This window comes from Jiella avicenniae (genome assembly GCF_021390325.1).
GTDB classification, from domain to species: Bacteria; Pseudomonadota; Alphaproteobacteria; order Rhizobiales; family Rhizobiaceae; genus Jiella; species Jiella avicenniae.
Window position 1 is genome coordinate 173,767 of the sequence record NZ_JAJUWU010000010.1, and the last position, 16,202, is coordinate 189,968.

Genomic DNA, 16,202 nt, shown 5'->3' on the forward strand with positions numbered 1-16,202 from the left:
GCTCTTGGGTCGGCGCCATGACGGTCGGCGATCGATACGCGCCAAATGCCGACGGCAGGGTGTTACTTTCAGTGTGCTGCACAATTGCCTCGCTGCCGCGTATGGCCCGCCGCTTGCTTGCGTCCCGCACGACGCGGCCGTCGCGGTCGCACCCATCCGATCAGCCATTCTGGAGCTTTGCCATGACATCCCCCACCCGACCGGCCTCCGCCGCCGCATCGACCGAGATCGTTCCCCCCGGCGGGCGCTGGTCCGGCCGGCTGGAAGCCGGCGACCGGCTGCGCATCACCGATATCGAGGGCCAGCAGGCGGTGGATTTCCTCTGCTACGGCGCCGACATGCCGCTCGACAGGATGAATCTTCCGAACACGATCAAGCTCAACAAGTCGCTCTACGTGACCAGGGGCTGCCGGATCTATTCCGATCACGCCCGCGTCCTGTTCACGGTCGAGGAGGACAGCTGCGGCTATCACGACACGCTGGCGGGCTGCTGCAGCAACGAGAGCAACAAGCTTCGCTACGACGTCGACACCACGGCGAGCTGCCGCGCCAACTTCATCGCCGAGCTGTCGAAATGGGGGCTCGGTCCCTCGGAGATCGTCTCGAACATCAACTTCTTCATGCGGGTCCCCTTCAAAGAGGACGGCCATGTCGTCATCGCCGACGGCATCTCGAAAGCCGGCGACCACGTGGTGCTGAAGGCGGAGCGGCCGGTGCTCGCGGTTCTGTCCAACTGTCCGCAGGAACACAATCCGGCGGCTGGCGGTAAGCCGACGCCGATCGAGGTCGAGGTCATCCGCGCCGCTTCGCTCTGAAAGATCCCGTCATGGCTGAACACGGATACGCCTCGGGCCGGCTCAACCTTCCCTTCGTCGGCATCTCCACCTTCGCGAAAAGCCCCTATGTCGGCGACTGGGACGCCATCGAGGCCGATGTCGCCGTCCTTGGCGCTCCCTTCGACATGGGGACGCAGTGGCGCTCCGGCGCCCGCTTCGGGCCGCGCGGCATCCGCGAGGCCTCGACGCTGTTTTCCTTCGGCCATGCCGGCGCATACGATCACGAGGACGACGTCACCTATCTCGACGACGTGCGGATCGTCGATCTCGGCGATGCCGACATGGTGCACACCGACACCGCGACGAGCCACGCCAATATCGAGGCGGGGGTGCGCAAGATCCTCGCCGCCGGGGCGTTGCCCGTCGTGCTGGGGGGCGATCACTCGATCAACATCCCCTGCATCGCCGCCTTTTCCGATCAGGAGCCGGTGCATCTGGTCCAGATCGATGCCCATCTCGACTTCGTCGACGAGCGCCACGGCGTCCGATACGGCCACGGCAATCCGATGCGTCGGGCGGCGGAGCAATCCCATGTCACCGGGCTGACGCAGATCGGCATCCGCAACGTCTCCTCCACCGCCAGGGAAGGCTACGAGGCGGCCCGTGCCATGGGATCGGACATCCTGTCGGTGCGCGACCTCCGCCGGCTCGGCGTCGCCGCCGTGCTCGAGCGCATTCCCGCCGGCAAGCGCTATTATCTCACCCTCGACATCGACGGGTTCGATCCCTCGATCGCACCGGGAACCGGAACGCCGAGCCATGGCGGCTTTCTCTATTACGAGGTGCTGGAGTTGATCGCCGGGCTGGCGGCGCGGGGCGAGATCGTCGGCATCGATCTCGTCGAGGTGGCGCCGCCCTATGATCCGGCGGAGGTCACCGCGATCCTCGCGGCGCAGGTTCTGCTCAATGCGATCGGCCGGATCTTCCATGCCCGCAAATCGCGCGGTGGCCTCTGACCGAGCCGGGCGCAAGCCGTTCACCAAAAAGCGACGGGCGCGATTGATGTCGCGGCCGTCGCCTCAATCCGCGGTCAGCGAAACATGCGCCGCGACGATCCGCCAGCCTTGCGGCATGCGCGCCCAGGTCTGCATTTGCCGGCCGATGCGGCTGGTCGCGGTGCGATGAAACAGGGTCGAGGCGGTGGCGAAGTCCGCGCCGAAGGTGGTGATGACGGTCTGCGAGAGTTCGCGCTCGAGGCCCTTGGCCGGGCGTGCGGCCCGGAATGCCTGGATCGCGGCATAACCATAGAGATTTTCCGACGCGCCGTAGCGCACCGTCAGGCCGCTCTGCCAGAACAGTTCGTCGAGGACGGCGACGTCGTTCGAGGTCAGTGCCGCCTCGTATCTTGCAAAGGCGGCCTCGACTTCGGCGACGATCTCCGGCCGGTTCACTTCGAACGTCATGATCTGCACTCCGTTTTCGCCGTGGCGGTGCCGAGGCCCCCTCGCGTCGCCGTCAGGTGAGCCGCAGGGGGGCGCGGCCGACGTCGTTGTTGGCTTCGACCAGTGTGACGAGACTGTCGACGAAGCGCCGGCGTTCCTCCGCCGGCAACGACTGCACGGTCCGGTCATGGGCGCGGGCGGCGGCCGCCTTGATCCGCTCGAGCGTCGCCTGGCCGACGGTCGTCAGGCTGACGAGCTTGCGACGGCGGTCCTTGGCCGCGACGCGCCGGCGGATCAGCCCGCGCTTCTGCAGCCGGACCAGGACGTCGGCCGTGTTGGTGCGGTCGAGGCCGACCGCCTGGCCGAGGGTGGTCTGCTCGCAGCTTCCGGTTTCTTCCAGCGCCGAGAGGATGGAGAACTGGACCGGCGTGATGTTCTCGCCGGCGCATTCCTCGGCAAACAGCGCGACATGGATCTGGTGCAGCCGCCGGATGAGAAAGCCCGGGCGCTCGCGCAGGGCGGCCAGTGCCGGGCTTTCGGCGCTTTCGCCCGTAAAGGCCGGATCGTCGATGGCCGTTTCGGGGGAATCGTCTGAAGAAACCTGTGTCATGATGTCATCAAGCAGATCTGAACGGAGATCGTCAGGAAAAAATCCGTTGGCCGCAACGTGGATCAACCGCGCAGCTTCGCCAACAGGGTCCGCATGCTCTTCGACATCGTTTGGTAAAGGAGCCCGAAGCCGGACATCGGCGCGGCGTGAACCAGGCCCCGGCCTTCGGCGAGGGCCGCCAGGTTGTCGGCGAAGCGGGCGAGCAGCCTGTCGACGACGTCGGCGACGATGGCCGGGCGGCCGAATTGCGACAGCGGCCCTTTCAGCCGGTAGACGAGGGCGACGACGAGGACACTCTTCTTCTGCTGCTGGCCGGCCTCGACGGCAAAGCGCATCTCGCCTTCGCCCTGCGAACGGCTGACGGGGTCGCCGCCGGCGCCGCGGACACGGCCGGACCGGCGCGCGTCGTCGTAGGCGACGAGGGCGCGGCCCCGGAAGTTGGCCCGCATGGGCCCGATCGCGACGGTGAAGCTTCCCGTCACCGGCGCGTCGGGCGAGCCCGACGGCGTTTCCAGTGCGGCGCCCGGCAGGCAGCCGACCACGCTCTCGAAATCCTGAAGCAGCGCCCAGAGCCGGTCCGGCGCGATGTCCAGAGCCAGCCGCCTCTCCAGGGACACCCCACCGTCGATCCGCTCGGGGATCGGCAGCGACGTGGCGAAGGAGGTTTCCGCTGTCCTGGCAGGCGCTTTGACAGGTGCGGTCGATGGCTCCCCGTCGTCCTTGGAGCGAAGTGCCGGCCGTTCCCGCGGCTGCAGCGAGGCGGGCGTCGGGTCGGCGAGGACGTCCGCGATGGCCGCGACGATGCCGGCATAGCCGGTGCAGCGGCAGAGATTGCCGGCGAGTTCCTCGCGGATGCGCGCCTCGTCGGCCTCCGGCAGCCGGCACACGATGTCGTAGGCGGTGGTCAGCATCCCCGGCGTGCAGAAGCCGCACTGGAGTGCGTGGTGGCGGCTGAAGGCGCCGCGCAGCCGCGTCATCAGCGGATCCTCGCCGAAGCCTTCCACCGTCTGCACCTCGGCGCCGTCGCATGTTGCCGCGAAGGTCAGGCAGGAGCGCACCGGCCGGCCGTCGACCATCAGCGTGCAGGCGCCGCACACCCCGTGTTCGCAGCCGAGATGGGTTCCCGTCAGGAGAAGATCCTCGCGCAGGAAATCGGCGAGATGGGTGCGCGGCTCGACCTCGGCGGCATGGCGTCGGCCATTGACGGTCAGGGAAATGGCGGTCACGACGGCATGTCCTCGTCTTTCGGTGCCGTCGCCGCGAGGCAGGCGCGGCGGACCGCGGCTGCGTGCAGCGCCAGGGTCGCCGGCGGGTTCGGCGCGGTGAGGCGCTTTAGCAGCGGCAGGACGGTCTCGGGATCGGCGAGAGCCGCCTGCGGATCGTCGAGGACGATCGGCGCCCGCTCGATCGCGCCGACGACGATGCGGGTCTCGCCACGCTCGGCGTCGATCAGCACGGCGGCGCTGGCCTTGGCGAACTCGCCGGCCTTCTGGGCGAATTTCCAATAGCCCCAGCGGGCGCCGGGGAGTCGTTTGCGCAAGCGGATGCCGGTGAGGACGTCGGCGGGTTCGAGCGCCGTCGACAGCGGCCCCCGGATGAAGTCGGTCATCGGCAGCGTTTTCGCACCATCCGGGCCGGCGATCACCACCTCGGCGCCGAGCGCGGTCAGCGTCACCACCCAGTCGGCGGCCGGATCGGCATGAGCGAGGCTTCCGCCGATCGTGCCGCGATTGCGCACGGCGCGATAGGCGATGCCGCGCGCGATGGCCGGCAACCAGCCCGGCGTCGCGTCGGCGACGTCGCCGTCCTCGAATTCGGCGTGGCGCAAAGCCGCACCGTAAAGCAGCGTGTCGCCCTCGTCGGTGACGCTTCGCAGATCGCCGGCGCGCGACAGGTCGACGAGCTGGCCCGGCCGGGCGAGCCGGAGGTTGAGCATCGGCCCGAGCGACTGGCCGCCGGCGAGGATCTTCGCCGCCCCGCCACCCGCGACGAGCTGCTGCCGTGCATCCGCGGAGGAGGTGGCCGCAGAATAGTCGAAGGGCGCCGGCTTCATGTTCCCTGTCCCTTCCGCTCGGCAATGGCGCGCAACACCCGTTCCGGCTTGATCGGCACTTCGCCGATGCTGACGCCGAGATCGGCGAGCGCGTCGTTCACGGCATTGGCGATGGCGGCGGGCGGGCCGATGGCGCCGGATTCGCCGATGCCCTTCTGGCCGAAGCGGGTCAGCGGCGACGGCGATTCCATGTGTTGGATGCGGATCGCCGGGATCTCGGCGGCCCCCGGCAGGTGGTAGTCGGCGAACGTCGCGGCCATGGGCTGGCCGGAGGCGTCGAAGGCCATCTCCTCGTAGAGCGCCGTCCCGATCCCCTGTGCCGCCCCGCCGAAAACCTGGCCGTCGACGACCATCGGATTGATCATCACGCCGGCATCCTCGACGATCACGTAGTCGAGCAGCCGCACCGAGCCGGTCTCCGCATCGAGCGAGACGACGACCGCGTGGCAGGCATAGGAGAAGGTGCCGGTGTCGCGGGCCGGCTTGTAGGCCTCGGTGACTTCGAGGCCGGCGAGCTCGGCGCCTGCGGGCAGATGCTGCGGGCCGAGATACCAGAGGCGGCCGATCTCGGCGAGGGAGACTTCGCCCTGGCCGTTGACGGTGCGGGCCATGCCGCCGGCAAAGACGATCTCGCCGGCCGGCACCTGCAGGAGATGGCCGGCGATCGTCTTGATGCGTTCGCCGAGCCTGGCGGTCGCGGCGGCCACCGCACCGCCGGCCATGACCGCGCAGCGCGAACCCCAGGTTCCGGTGGAATAGGGCGTCAGCGCCGTGTCGCCGTGAACGAGGCGCACCCGGGCGATCGGCACGCCGAGCTGCTCGTGGGCGATCTGGGCGAGCGTCGTCTCGAGGCTCTGACCATGGCTCTGGACGCCGACGCGGAGTTCCAGCCCACCATCGGGGGTGAGTCGGGCGCTCGCCTGTTCGGCGCCCGGCACCATCGGGATGCCCCAGCCGGCATAGACGGACGTGCCGTGGGCGCCCTGTTCGCAGAAGATCGAAAAGCCGACGCCGACGCGCTCGCCGGCCTTCTGCCGCGCTCTGACGGCAGGAACGTCGATCGCTTCGACGGCGCGCCTGAGGGCCTCGGGATAATCGCCGCTGTCGAAATATTTGCCCGTGATGTTGGTGAAGGGCATGGCCTCGGGCGGCACGAGGTTCTTCGCCCGGATCGCATGCGGCTCGATGCCGAGTTCACGGGCGAGCGCGTCCATCATCAGCTCCATGGCGAAGCAGACGCCGGTGCGCGCCACGCCCCGATAGGGCAGGATGGCCGGCTTGTTGGTCGCCACAGACCAGGTGCGGCAGCGATAGCCGGCCATGCGGTAGGGGCCGGGCAGGATGCTGGCGACCTGCGCCGCCTCGAGGCAGGCGGAGAACGGATAGATCGAATAGGCGCCGGAATCGACGATCGCCTCGCAGTCGACGGCGAGCAACGTGCCGTCGGCGGCCGCATAGCCGGTGATCTCGTAGTGGTGCTCGCGGCAGTTGGCGTTGCCGGTCAGATGCTCGCGGCGATCCTCGATCCAGCGCACCGGCCGGCGCAGCGTCATCGCCGCGAAGGCGACGAACACCTCCTCGCTGGACAGGATGCCCTTGTATCCGAAGCCGCCGCCGACATCCGGCGGGATCACCCGCACCTTCTCATGGGCGAGGCCGAGGCATTCGCAAAGCCCGGTGCGCACGATATGCGGCATCTGCGTCGCGGTGTAGACGACGAGTTGCTCGGCCTGATTGTCCCAAGTGGCGACGACGCCCCGCCCTTCCATCGGCGCCATGCACTGGCGCGAGGTGCGGTAGGTCCGCTTCACAATCGCCGCTGCGCCGGCGATGGCGGCGTCGAAGCCATAGTCGACGGCGGTTTCCAGAAAGACGTTCTCGTCCCAGTGCTCGTGGACGAGGGGCATCTCGGCGTCGCGCGCCGTGGTCATCTCATGGATGGCGGGAAGTTCTTCCAGATCGACGATCACCGCGTCGGCGAGATCCTCGGCCTTCGCACGGGAGGTCGCGAGGCAGGCGGCGATGGCTTCGCCGACATGGCGGACCTTGGTTTCGGCGAGGATCGGCTGCACCGAGGAGCGAAAGCCGGGGAGGCCGGAATCGGCCCGAATGCCCTTCACGCCGGCGAGGTCGGCGGCGACGAAGACGTCTTCCCGGCCGTCCTCCGGCTTGGTGATCGCGCCGATGCGGGCATGGGCGAGGGGGCTGCGGACGAAGGCGACGTCCAGCATTCCGGGGAGCTTGATGTCGGCGACGAAGCGTCCCCGGCCGGACAGGTAGCGCTCGTCCTCGAGCCGCAGGGCGGAGGCCCCGACTCCCTGCGCCGATTTCGCCCGCGCGTCGTTCAAGCTGTCATCCATCCGCATCGACCTCGGACAATCGTGGTGGAAACCGCGTCGGCGACGTCGCTTGCCCCTGGCTCGGCGGGCCCGGCGGGAGTGCATGTAGACCGCCGCCGTCGCCGGGCACAGCATCGACATCGACGGAACCGACGGCCCCTCGCGGTTCGGACCATCGGCCGTCATGCCAGTTTTTCATTATACTGATGATTGGTATACTGACAAGCAATACGAGTCGCTGCCTCTGCCTTTCGGTCCATGCCCTCGGGAGTGCCCGCGACGCCCATGGTGAGATGGAAGAGGTGCCGGACAGATCGTCCGGCAGTGAAGCGACCGGGGCGAGCCCTGCTCCGAGCGGGATCGGCCGGCCCGTTGCGGCGCCGGCGGCGCAGAGTTTCCTCGCGACACGTCTTGTCAGTTTCAGTTTTGAAACTTATGCGATGGTCCATGAAAACTCTGTCCCAACGCATTCTCGACGTGATCGACGATCTCACCCGCAGCGAGCGCCGTCTGGCGGAGCTCCTTCTGCAGGATCCCGATACGCTGGTGCTGCTCACCGCCTCCGAGCTCTCCGCCAAGGCCAATGTTTCGAAGGCGACGACGGCGAGGTTCTTCAGGCGGCTCGGATATCCGAGTTCGAAGACGGCCCAGAAAGAGGCCCGCCAGGCGATCGACGCGCCTCACCGTCGTCCGAAGCTGGACGACAGGCGCTTCGTCGCGACGAATATCAGCCAGCACCTCGCCACGGAGATGCAGAACCTCGTGCGCTCCGTGGAGCAGATGCGCTCGGACGATCTCAGCGCCGCCACCACCTTGCTGGCCCGGGGCGAAAAGCTCTGGATCGTCGGTTTCGGGGACAACTATCCGCTCGCCCATTTCGCGCGCTCGCTGCTGATCCGGGTCAAGCCGGACATCCGGATGATCCCGATCGGCGGCTTTTCCGTGCCCGAGGAGTTCGCGTCGATCCGGGATACCGACGTCGTCGTCGCGCTCGGCGTCGGCCGCAAGTCGCGCGGGCTGCGCTCGATCATGCGCTCGGCCAGGGCCGCCGGGGCGGGGGTGATCCTGATCACCGATCAGGCGACGCCCGCCGCCAACGACGCCGCCACCATCACTCTGCGGTGCAGGACGCAAGGGGCCAGCGTCTTCGACAGCGTGGTCGCCCCGGTCTCGCTGCTGAGCTTCCTCTGCTCGTCGCTGGCGTTGCGCATCGGCCAGGACGCGATCGACCGACTGCAGTTCATCGATCGGATCCACGAGGAATGGGGGGAGGTCCTGACGGAAGATCTTTGAAGCCTTGCCCTGCTGCCGTCTCCGGAGGAGATGCCGTCAGGATATGACTCCTTTCATGGCCGTTCCTGCGAAAATGCCATCAAAAATGAAAATAATAACGCCTTTTCTGAAACTTTATTGACCCGCCAAGCGCGATCGATACTATCCCTCCCATGGCGGATGACCGCATGGCACTGATCGCCGGGCACGGCGTGATGGCCGGGCCATTCGTCCTCGCGTTTCACTTCGTCAAGTTCGTCCACTTCGTCCGGGGCAGGCGCGCCGCGCTCTGTCGTCCATCCTTCGTGCCCTTTCACCCGGTATCTGCCTTCCTTGAGGAGATCACGTCCCATGCCCATGCGAACGCGCCTCGGTTCCGCTCTGCTCGCTCTCGTGGCAGGCACCGCCATTCCCGCCACGGCTTCGGCCGGAGACATCGTCTGGGCCCGCTACGGCGACATCGACACGCTCGATCCGCACCGTGCGACCAGCACGCTGTCGCTCCAGGTCTGGAGCCTGATCTACGACACGCTGCTCGCGACGGACAAGGACGGCAAGCCGGTGCCCAACCTCGCCGAATCCTGGGAAGCCAGCCCGGACGGCACCGAATATACCTTCAAGCTGCATGAAGGGGCCGTCTGCCACGACGGAACGCCGCTCGATGCGAACGACGTGAAATACACCGTCGATCGGGCCTTCGACGAGACGAACCCGAGCGTCACCAAGGCGAGCTGGGGTCCGATCGAAAAGGTCGAGGTCGTCGATCCGACGACGGTGAAGTTCACTCTCGAAAAGCCTTTCGTCGCGCTGATCCCCTTCCTAGCCGACAGCTTCTCCTCGATCATCTGCAATTCCAACGAGGGCAAGGACGGCTTTGGCACCAGCGTCGCCATCGGCTCCGGCCCCTGGAAATTCGCCAGCTGGACCAAGGGCGACCAGATCGTTCTCGAAAAGAACCCGGACTACAAGAACTTCGGCAAGCTCGCCGACAATCCCGGCGCGCCCTACGAGGATCGCCTGCTGATCACGACGGTGCCCGAGCCGCAGGCGCGGCTGGCCGGCCTCAAGACCGGGGCGATCGACGTCGCCGAGCCGCCGCTCGACGACGTGGCGATGCTGAAGGAGTCTGGCGACCTCGACGTCGTCACGGCCGAGAACACCGGCCAGAACGTGTTCTTCGAATTCGCCGTGCACCGGCCGCCCTTCGACGACGTGCGGGCGCGCCAGGCGGTCGCCTACGCCACCGATCCGGAAGCCGCGATCAGCCTGATCTACGGCGATCTGTCGATGCCCGAACAGTGCCCGATCTCGCGCGGCGTCTTCGGCAACGACCAGGAGTTCTGTGCGAAACACCGGCCGCAATACGATCCCGAAAAGGCCACCGAGCTTCTGGGCGAGATGGGCTACGCACCGGACAAGCCGCTCGAAGTCAATCTCCTGGTCTGGACCGGCGGCAAGCGCGACAAGCTCGCCGAGGTCTTCCAGGCGCAGCTCGCCGCGGTCGGGATCAAGGCCGACATCCAGATGATGGACATCGGCACGATGAATGCCCGCGTGCGCCAGGAGAACGAGAACCCCGAGGGCAAGGGCTCCATGGATATGATGACCTGGTCCTGGTACGACCCGGACATCCTCTACGCCCTGTGGCATTCGCCCGGCGCCTATCGCGGCTACACCTCGCCGGAACTCGACGCGATGCTGGAAAAGACCCGCGTCCTCACCGATCAGGACGAGCGCAGGAAGGCGGTCGAGGACGTCATGGCCCATCTCCTGGAAAAGGCAATCCACGTGCCGCTCTACACGCCCGGCTGGGAATGGGTCTTCGCGGTCCGGCCCGAGGTCGAGGGCTTCAAGGTCGCTCCCTTCGTCTATCCGATCTTCAGCGACGTGAAGATCGCCGACAAGGACTGATCCTGCGTATCGGTCACCGACCGAAAGGCCGGGGCGGCGCTTCGCCCCGGTCTCGCCGCTCAGCAAGAGGCTCGAACGATGCTGCGGTTTCTCGGCCAGAGAGCGGCGATGGGGCTCCTGACGATCTTCGTCACCACCATTGCCGTCACGCTCCTGATCCATCTCGTGCCCGGAGATCCGGTCGAGATCATGTACGCCCAGAGCCAGGGGACGACCCCCGAGCAGATCGAGGCGATGCGCTCCAGCCTCGGCCTCGACCAGCCGATCCCGGTCCAGTATCTCCACTTCGTCGGTCGGCTTCTGCAGGGTGATCTCGGCGTCACCATCCGCGGGCAGCAGTCCGTCGCCCAGCTGCTCCTCCAGCGCCTGCCGAACACGCTGGCGCTCGCCGCCCTCGCCATGGCGATCGCGACCCTGATCGGCATGCCGCTCGGCTTCCTCGCGGCCTACAAGCGCGGTACGCTGCTCGACGGCGTGCTGATGGTGACGGCGATCGCCGGGATCTCTATCCCGCATTTCTGGCTCGGCCTTCTGCTGCTCTTTTGGCTCGCCGTCGATCTCGGCATTCTGCCGGTGGCCGGCAGCGGTCCGCTCAACATCGTCCTGCCGGCGTTGACGCTCGGCCTCTCCAACGCCGCCATCGTCGCGCGCATGACGCGCTCGGCGATGATCGACGTGATGAGCCAGGACTTCATCCGCACGGCCCATGCCAAGGGCCTGCCCAAGAGCCGGGTGCTGCGTCGCCATGTCCTGCGCGCCGGCCTCGTCCCGGTGGTGACGGTCATGGGGCTGCAGTTCGCCTTCATGATGGGCGGGGCGATCGTGGTCGAGAACATCTTCGCCTGGAACGGCATCGGCCGCCTCGCCCTCGAGGCGATCTTCCAGCGCGACTACCCGGTGATCCAGGGCTTCATCCTCGTCTTCGCCACGACCGTCGTCGTCGTGATGCTGGCCCTCGACGCCGTCTATGCGCTTCTCGATCCGCGCATCCGGAGAAGCTGAGCCATGACCGACGTGACCGATACGGCCGATGCACCCGGCCGCGAGGAGAGGAAGGGGCGGACGCCGTTCGTCGTGCGGCTGGTGCGCCAGCCTGCCGGCGCGATCGGTCTTGCCATCGTCGTCGCCCTCGTCGCCATAGCGCTCCTTGCCGATCAGATCGCGCCCTATTCGCCGATCAAGATGGCCGCCGGGCGCCCGCTCACCAGCCCGTCCTTCGAGCATCTTCTCGGAACCGACGAATTCGGTCGCGACATGTTCTCGCGCATCGTCCACGGCGCGCGGCTGACACTGCAGATCGGCCTCATCGCGGTCGGGATCTCGCTGACCGTCGGGACCCTGATCGGCCTCGTCGCAGCCTATGCCGGCGGCTTCGTCGAAAAGCTTCTGATGCGCTCGACCGACGTCGTCTTCTCCTTCACCGAGACGCTGATCGCGCTCGCCTTCGTGGCGGTGCTGGGGCCGAGCCTCGAAAACGCGATGATCGCCGTCGGGATCGCCGGCGTGCCGTTCTACGCCCGCACCTGTTACGCGAGTGCCCTCGGCGAGGAGGGCAAGCCCTATTTCGAGGCCTCGATCGCCGCCGGCGCGGGCCATGCCCGGCTTCTGTTCCTGCATCTTCTGCCGAATGTCGTGCCGACGATGATCGTCATTGCGACGCTCGGGCTTTCCAATGCGATCCTTGCCGCGGCGGCCCTCAGCTTTCTCGGCCTCGGCGCCCAGCCGCCGACGCCCGAATGGGGCGCGATGCTTTCGGCTGGCCGCGACTTCTTCAACCGCGCGCCCTGGCTGATGCTCTATCCGGGGCTCGCCATCGCGCTCACCGTCCTGGCCTTCAACATCCTCGGCGATGCCCTGCGCGAGGCGCTGGATCCCCGCTCGAAGGACCGTTCCTGATGGCGCTCGTCGATATTTCTGGCCTGACGATCGGCTTTGGTGCCGAGGAGACGTTGCCGCCGGTGGTCGACGGGGTCGATCTCGCCATCGGCAAGGGCGAGATCGTCGCCCTCGTCGGTGAGAGCGGTTCGGGAAAGAGCATGACCGCGCTGTCGATCGTCGGCCTTCTGCCGGAGCGCGGCAAGGTGCGATCGGGGCGGATCCTGTTCGAGGGCGAAGATCTCCTGAAGTGCGGCGACGCGCAATTGCGCTCGGTCCGGGGCGCGCGCATCGGCATGATCTTCCAGGAACCGATGACCTCGCTCAATCCGGTCCTGACCATCGGCGAGCAGCTCGTCGAGGCGCTGATCGTCCACGAGAAGCTGTCGCAAGCCGAAAGCCGCAAGCGCGCGATCGCCATGCTCGAGCGAACCGGCATCGACGATGCGGCCCGGCGGCTTCGCCAATATCCGCACGAGTTCTCCGGCGGCATGCGCCAGCGCGTGATGATCGCGATGATGATGGCGCTGAAACCCGCATTGCTCATCGCCGACGAGCCGACGACGGCACTCGACGTCACCATCCAGGCGCAGATCCTCGACCTCTTGCGCGACATGGTGCGCGACCTCGATACCAGCCTCCTCCTGATCACCCACGACATGGGCGTCGTCGCCGAGATGGCCGACCGCGTCGTGGTGATGCGCGGCGGCAAAGTGGTGGAGGAGGGCGATTGCACTGCGATTTTCGCCGCTCCGCAGGCGGACTACACCCGCAGGCTCCTCGCGGCGGTGCCGACCCTCGACGATCCGCCGCGCCGGGTCGGTGCCGGGGCGTTCGGCTCGTCGGTGCTGCGGCTGGAAACGGTCAGCCGCAGTTTCGGCGGCGGCGGCTTCTTCTTTGCCAAGGCGCCGCTGAAGGCGGTGGACGGCGTGAGTCTCACCGTGCGGGCGGGCGAGACCCTGGCACTCGTCGGGGAGAGCGGCTCGGGCAAATCCACCCTCGGACGTTTGGCGATGCGCCTCGAAACGGTGGACGAGGGCCGCGTCGTCGTCGCCGGCGAAGACATCACGCGTCTTTCCGGCCGAGGTCTGCGCCGGGTGCGCCGGGCGATCCAGATGATCTTCCAGGATCCCTACGCGTCCCTCGATCCGCGCTTTTCCATCGGCCGGACCATCGCCGAGCCGATGATCGTCGCGGGCGGTGCCGACCGCCGGAAGATCCGCGAGCGGGTGGGGGCCCTGCTCGAACGGGCCGGCCTCGCCGCCGCGATGGCCGGTCGCATGCCGCACGAACTCTCCGGCGGGCAGCGCCAGCGGGTGGCGATCGCCCGTGCACTCGCCGTCAATCCCCGGATCATCGTCGCCGACGAGCCGACCTCGGCCCTCGACGTTTCGGTCCAGGCGAAGATTCTCGACCTGATGATCGAACTGCAGGAGGCGGAGGCTCTGGCCTATCTCTTCATCACCCACGATCTCGCGGTGGTCCGGCGCATCGCCCATCGCGTCGCGGTCATGCGCAAGGGGCGCATCGTCGAACTCGGCGCTGCGGCCGACGTCCTGGAGCGGCCGAGACATCCCTACACCCGCTCGCTGATCGCCGCCGCCCCCGTCCCGGATCCGGCACGGCGCGGCGAGCGCCGTCACGCGGCGGCTGAGATCGAAGTGCCGGCCCTGGAGACGGCGGGGGAATGGCGCGCCGTCGGCGACGAGCATTGGATTCTTGCGTGACCATCGGCATAGCCGCACACGGTCCGGCCGCGGGCCGGGCCATCCTGTCCTCCCTTCGCGCGGTCGAAGGCTTTGCCTCCGGCGCGATCGGCGGCTTCGTCAGCGTCGCGGCGCTCGCTTCCGACGGTCAGATCCACCGGGCCGAAATTCAGGATGGCGGCGCAACGGCGCTTCTGGAACGTGATCGGGTTGCGCAGGCCGTGCTGGAAGCGCCGTCCGTCGTCCTGATGTCCAGCGGACCGAACCGGCCGGAGCCACTGTCGCAGTTCACGCCCGCCGCCACCGGCACGGGGCTCGTCACCGGCCATCGCTTTCCGAACAACGGGGGGCCGGACGGACGGTCGCTCGGCGAGGCGGTTCTCGCGGCGATGATCGCAGGCGCCTCGCCGCGCGACGCCGCGGAAGCGGTAGTGAAAGCCAATCCCGGCGCCGATGCCGGGCTGATCGCGCTTTCGGCCGACGGCAGCGTCTTTGCCGCCGACACCGCTTTCCTCGCGCGCTTCGGCGATCGGGGCGGCATCACCCGCGAATCCGACGACGAGACCGCGCGCGTCGCCATCCTGCACAACGGGATATGGCCGAGCGAAAGCCTCGCGCCGCTTCTTGCCGAACTCATCCTCGGGGCGATGATCCCGCCAGCGCCGATCGCCGGCGCGCTCGATCTTCGAGCGGGCACGCCCGTCGTCTTCGGCGAGGAGGCCGGGATCGTCCTTTCCGACATGGGCGCGATCGAGACCGTCCTGCTGATCGGCGACGGCGAGCCCCGAGGTCCCTGGTCGTGCGGAAGCGGTTACCGCGCCCCCGTCTGGCGATCCGGACAAAAGATCGGCTGCTGCCTCGACGAACCGTTCCTCGTAACAGAGGGCCGAAGGATCGTCTCCGTGAACGGCCGCCCCCGGGCCCCGATCCGATGGTCAGCGCGCAGGCCCGGTCCGTAGCCCGTCGCCGTGCGAGTGCGACCTCGTGGCGTCACGGCAAGTCTTCGATCGTGACCTGATCGGTGCCGGTTTTGCCCTGCCGCGAATAATCCAGAGCATACCATCCGGCCGGGTGCAGCGTCAGCGCGTCGAATGCCGAGATGAGGCGTGTGCGGGTGCAGTCGCCGCCGCAGGCGCGCAGGGCGGACACGAGAACGGCGACCGCGACCGTCACGATCCTGTTGGGCGATGCCTCGGGCGAGGCCGAGGGCGGCATCGGATCGGCAAGGGTGATTGCGTAGCCCCGATCGAGCAAGGGCCGCACCCAAGGCTCCAGGGTGCGGCGCGGCGCGAGCAGAGCCGGCCGGCCGTCGATCTGTGACAACAGCCGGGGTATCTCCTCGGGACTGCAGAGAAGAAGCACGCTCACGGCTTTGATCGGCCGCATCTCCATGGGCGAAACCATCCGCCAGCCCGTTTCGCCCTTCCGGGCCGGGCGCGGAATCTCCGCGGCGACGATGCGAGCGAGTCGCTTTGCCGTCTCCGTCCCGTCGGTCAGTACGGCGCCGCCAGAGGTCGATCGGATCAACGCACGCGCCTGGTCTGCCAGGCTCGCCCAAAGACCGCGAATGTCAGGCGGCTCGTCGCCCACGAGGCCGCCGGCGGGAAAGAGCGTGATCGGACAGCCGGAAACCGGCCCGCCGATCGCAACGAAGCAAGGTGCGTCGGCTGTCCTTTCCCGCTTCCCCCCCACGGCAGCCGTCTTTGTCGGCGGCGCCACCTCTTCTGCAAGCGTAAGCCTGAAGGGTAGGCCCCAGAGGCCGTTCGGGAGGACGCGGTCGAGTTCGGCCCGCAATGCCTCGACGAGTTCGTCGCCGCCACGAATTTTCACGTGAATGGCATTCGGACCGAATCCCCGCCTCTCGTCGGTCGCCACCACTGCGAGCCACTGGTGGAGCGCCGTGACGGCCCGAGGTCCGAAATGAAATCGCGGCATGGTTGGCGACAGGGTTCGCCCGTCCGGCGCGATCCCGGACCGCAGCGTCTCGGCCAGCGCCGTCGGAGCGGCATAGGCAGCGTCTCGCCCGGCGAGCCGATCGAGCCGCAGGGCAGGGGCCGGGCGGCTGCCCTCGCGCCCGCCTTCCGCATCTGCGCCGTGACAGCCGGCGCAGGCCAGGCGCTCGAGGGGCGCCGCCATGCCCAGGATGGATGCTTCGCCGGCCGAGGCCACCTCACCGCGATAGATCGAACGGCCGAGGGCTGCCTCGTCTTCGGCGCGC

At 67.9% G+C, this 16,202-nt stretch carries 15 protein-coding genes; 8 read left to right on the forward strand and 7 right to left on the reverse strand.

Going from position 1 to position 16,202, the window contains the following annotated elements:
* The first annotated feature begins 182 nt into the window (after positions 1 to 182).
* Positions 183 to 815: a DUF1989 domain-containing protein gene (locus LZD57_RS12255; RefSeq protein ID WP_233718813.1), complete on the forward strand. Its 633-nt coding sequence runs from the start codon at positions 183 to 185 to the stop codon at positions 813 to 815.
* Positions 816 to 826: 11 nt separating this feature from the next.
* Positions 827 to 1,792, forward strand: coding sequence for an agmatinase (speB, locus tag LZD57_RS12260; protein WP_233718814.1), 966 nt, complete (start codon positions 827 to 829; stop codon positions 1,790 to 1,792).
* A 63-nt stretch (positions 1,793 to 1,855) separates the two neighbouring features.
* Here the strand turns inward: speB and hpxZ are convergent, their stop codons facing one another.
* From hpxZ to LZD57_RS12285, 5 genes are all read right to left on the reverse strand, one after another.
* On the reverse strand, positions 1,856 to 2,239 hold the full coding sequence (hpxZ, locus tag LZD57_RS12265; protein ID WP_233718815.1) for an oxalurate catabolism protein HpxZ: 384 nt from the start codon (positions 2,237 to 2,239) through the stop codon (positions 1,856 to 1,858).
* A 52-nt stretch (positions 2,240 to 2,291) separates the two neighbouring features.
* On the reverse strand, positions 2,292 to 2,828 hold the full coding sequence (locus LZD57_RS12270; protein WP_233718816.1) for a MarR family winged helix-turn-helix transcriptional regulator: 537 nt from the start codon (positions 2,826 to 2,828) through the stop codon (positions 2,292 to 2,294).
* 62 nt (positions 2,829 to 2,890) lie between these two features.
* Entirely contained in the window at positions 2,891 to 4,054 is a 1,164-nt protein-coding gene (locus tag LZD57_RS12275) for a 2Fe-2S iron-sulfur cluster-binding protein (protein ID WP_233718817.1), read from the reverse strand.
* On the reverse strand, positions 4,051 to 4,881 hold the full coding sequence (locus LZD57_RS12280) for an FAD binding domain-containing protein (protein WP_233718818.1): 831 nt from the start codon (positions 4,879 to 4,881) through the stop codon (positions 4,051 to 4,053). The genes LZD57_RS12275 and LZD57_RS12280 overlap by 4 nt, the downstream gene beginning before the upstream one ends.
* On the reverse strand, positions 4,878 to 7,241 hold the full coding sequence (locus LZD57_RS12285) for a xanthine dehydrogenase family protein molybdopterin-binding subunit (protein WP_233718819.1): 2,364 nt from the start codon (positions 7,239 to 7,241) through the stop codon (positions 4,878 to 4,880). The genes LZD57_RS12280 and LZD57_RS12285 overlap by 4 nt, the downstream gene beginning before the upstream one ends.
* Before the next feature lie 426 nt (positions 7,242 to 7,667).
* On the opposite strand from LZD57_RS12285, the gene LZD57_RS12290 reads away from it, so the two are divergent.
* Entirely contained in the window at positions 7,668 to 8,513 is an 846-nt protein-coding gene (locus LZD57_RS12290) for a MurR/RpiR family transcriptional regulator (protein WP_233718820.1), read from the forward strand.
* Positions 8,514 to 8,566: 53 nt separating this feature from the next.
* Here the strand turns inward: LZD57_RS12290 and LZD57_RS12295 are convergent, their stop codons facing one another.
* On the reverse strand, positions 8,567 to 8,851 hold the full coding sequence (locus tag LZD57_RS12295) for a hypothetical protein (protein ID WP_233718821.1): 285 nt from the start codon (positions 8,849 to 8,851) through the stop codon (positions 8,567 to 8,569).
* Between LZD57_RS12295 and LZD57_RS12300 the strand changes: the two genes are divergently transcribed.
* From LZD57_RS12300 to LZD57_RS12320, 5 genes are all read left to right on the forward strand, one after another.
* Positions 8,844 to 10,403 (forward strand): ABC transporter substrate-binding protein, encoded by a 1,560-nt coding sequence (locus LZD57_RS12300; protein WP_233718822.1) that lies wholly within the window; start codon positions 8,844 to 8,846, stop codon positions 10,401 to 10,403. The genes LZD57_RS12295 and LZD57_RS12300 overlap by 8 nt on opposite strands.
* A 78-nt stretch (positions 10,404 to 10,481) precedes the next feature.
* On the forward strand, positions 10,482 to 11,405 hold the full coding sequence (locus tag LZD57_RS12305; protein WP_233718823.1) for an ABC transporter permease: 924 nt from the start codon (positions 10,482 to 10,484) through the stop codon (positions 11,403 to 11,405).
* 3 nt (positions 11,406 to 11,408) lie between these two features.
* A complete protein-coding gene (locus LZD57_RS12310; RefSeq protein ID WP_233718824.1) occupies positions 11,409 to 12,299 on the forward strand; it encodes an ABC transporter permease in 891 nt (296 codons plus the stop codon).
* Positions 12,299 to 14,005, forward strand: coding sequence for an ABC transporter ATP-binding protein (locus LZD57_RS12315; protein WP_233718826.1), 1,707 nt, complete (start codon positions 12,299 to 12,301; stop codon positions 14,003 to 14,005). Before LZD57_RS12310 ends, LZD57_RS12315 begins: the two co-directional genes overlap by 1 nt.
* The gene (locus LZD57_RS12320) at positions 14,002 to 14,943 is read left to right on the forward strand and encodes a DUF6963 family protein (RefSeq protein WP_233718828.1); all 942 of its coding nucleotides are present in this window, start codon (positions 14,002 to 14,004) and stop codon (positions 14,941 to 14,943) included. Before LZD57_RS12315 ends, LZD57_RS12320 begins: the two co-directional genes overlap by 4 nt.
* A gap of 31 nt (positions 14,944 to 14,974) precedes the next feature.
* Here the strand turns inward: LZD57_RS12320 and LZD57_RS12325 are convergent, their stop codons facing one another.
* Positions 14,975 to 16,153: a c-type cytochrome gene (locus LZD57_RS12325; protein WP_233718830.1), complete on the reverse strand. Its 1,179-nt coding sequence runs from the start codon at positions 16,151 to 16,153 to the stop codon at positions 14,975 to 14,977.
* Positions 16,154 to 16,202 lie beyond the last annotated feature (49 nt).

What these genes read in the sequence shown, in the direction of transcription:
- LZD57_RS12255 (WP_233718813.1), top strand. Translation starts at nt 183, where the DNA reads ATGACATCCCCCACCCGACCGGCCTCCGCCGCCGCATCGACCGAGATC.
- speB (WP_233718814.1), top strand. Translation starts at nt 827, where the DNA reads ATGGCTGAACACGGATACGCCTCGGGCCGGCTCAACCTTCCCTTCGTC.
- hpxZ (WP_233718815.1), bottom strand. Translation starts at nt 2,239, where the DNA reads ATGACGTTCGAAGTGAACCGGCCGGAGATCGTCGCCGAAGTCGAGGCC.
- LZD57_RS12270 (WP_233718816.1), bottom strand. Translation starts at nt 2,828, where the DNA reads ATGACACAGGTTTCTTCAGACGATTCCCCCGAAACGGCCATCGACGAT.
- LZD57_RS12280 (WP_233718818.1), bottom strand. Translation starts at nt 4,881, where the DNA reads ATGAAGCCGGCGCCCTTCGACTATTCTGCGGCCACCTCCTCCGCGGAT.
- LZD57_RS12285 (WP_233718819.1), bottom strand. Translation starts at nt 7,241, where the DNA reads ATGGATGACAGCTTGAACGACGCGCGGGCGAAATCGGCGCAGGGAGTC.
- LZD57_RS12290 (WP_233718820.1), top strand. Translation starts at nt 7,668, where the DNA reads ATGAAAACTCTGTCCCAACGCATTCTCGACGTGATCGACGATCTCACC.
- LZD57_RS12300 (WP_233718822.1), top strand. Translation starts at nt 8,844, where the DNA reads ATGCCCATGCGAACGCGCCTCGGTTCCGCTCTGCTCGCTCTCGTGGCA.
- LZD57_RS12295 (WP_233718821.1), bottom strand. Translation starts at nt 8,851, where the DNA reads ATGGGCATGGGACGTGATCTCCTCAAGGAAGGCAGATACCGGGTGAAA.
- LZD57_RS12305 (WP_233718823.1), top strand. Translation starts at nt 10,482, where the DNA reads ATGCTGCGGTTTCTCGGCCAGAGAGCGGCGATGGGGCTCCTGACGATC.
- LZD57_RS12310 (WP_233718824.1), top strand. Translation starts at nt 11,409, where the DNA reads ATGACCGACGTGACCGATACGGCCGATGCACCCGGCCGCGAGGAGAGG.
- LZD57_RS12315 (WP_233718826.1), top strand. Translation starts at nt 12,299, where the DNA reads ATGGCGCTCGTCGATATTTCTGGCCTGACGATCGGCTTTGGTGCCGAG.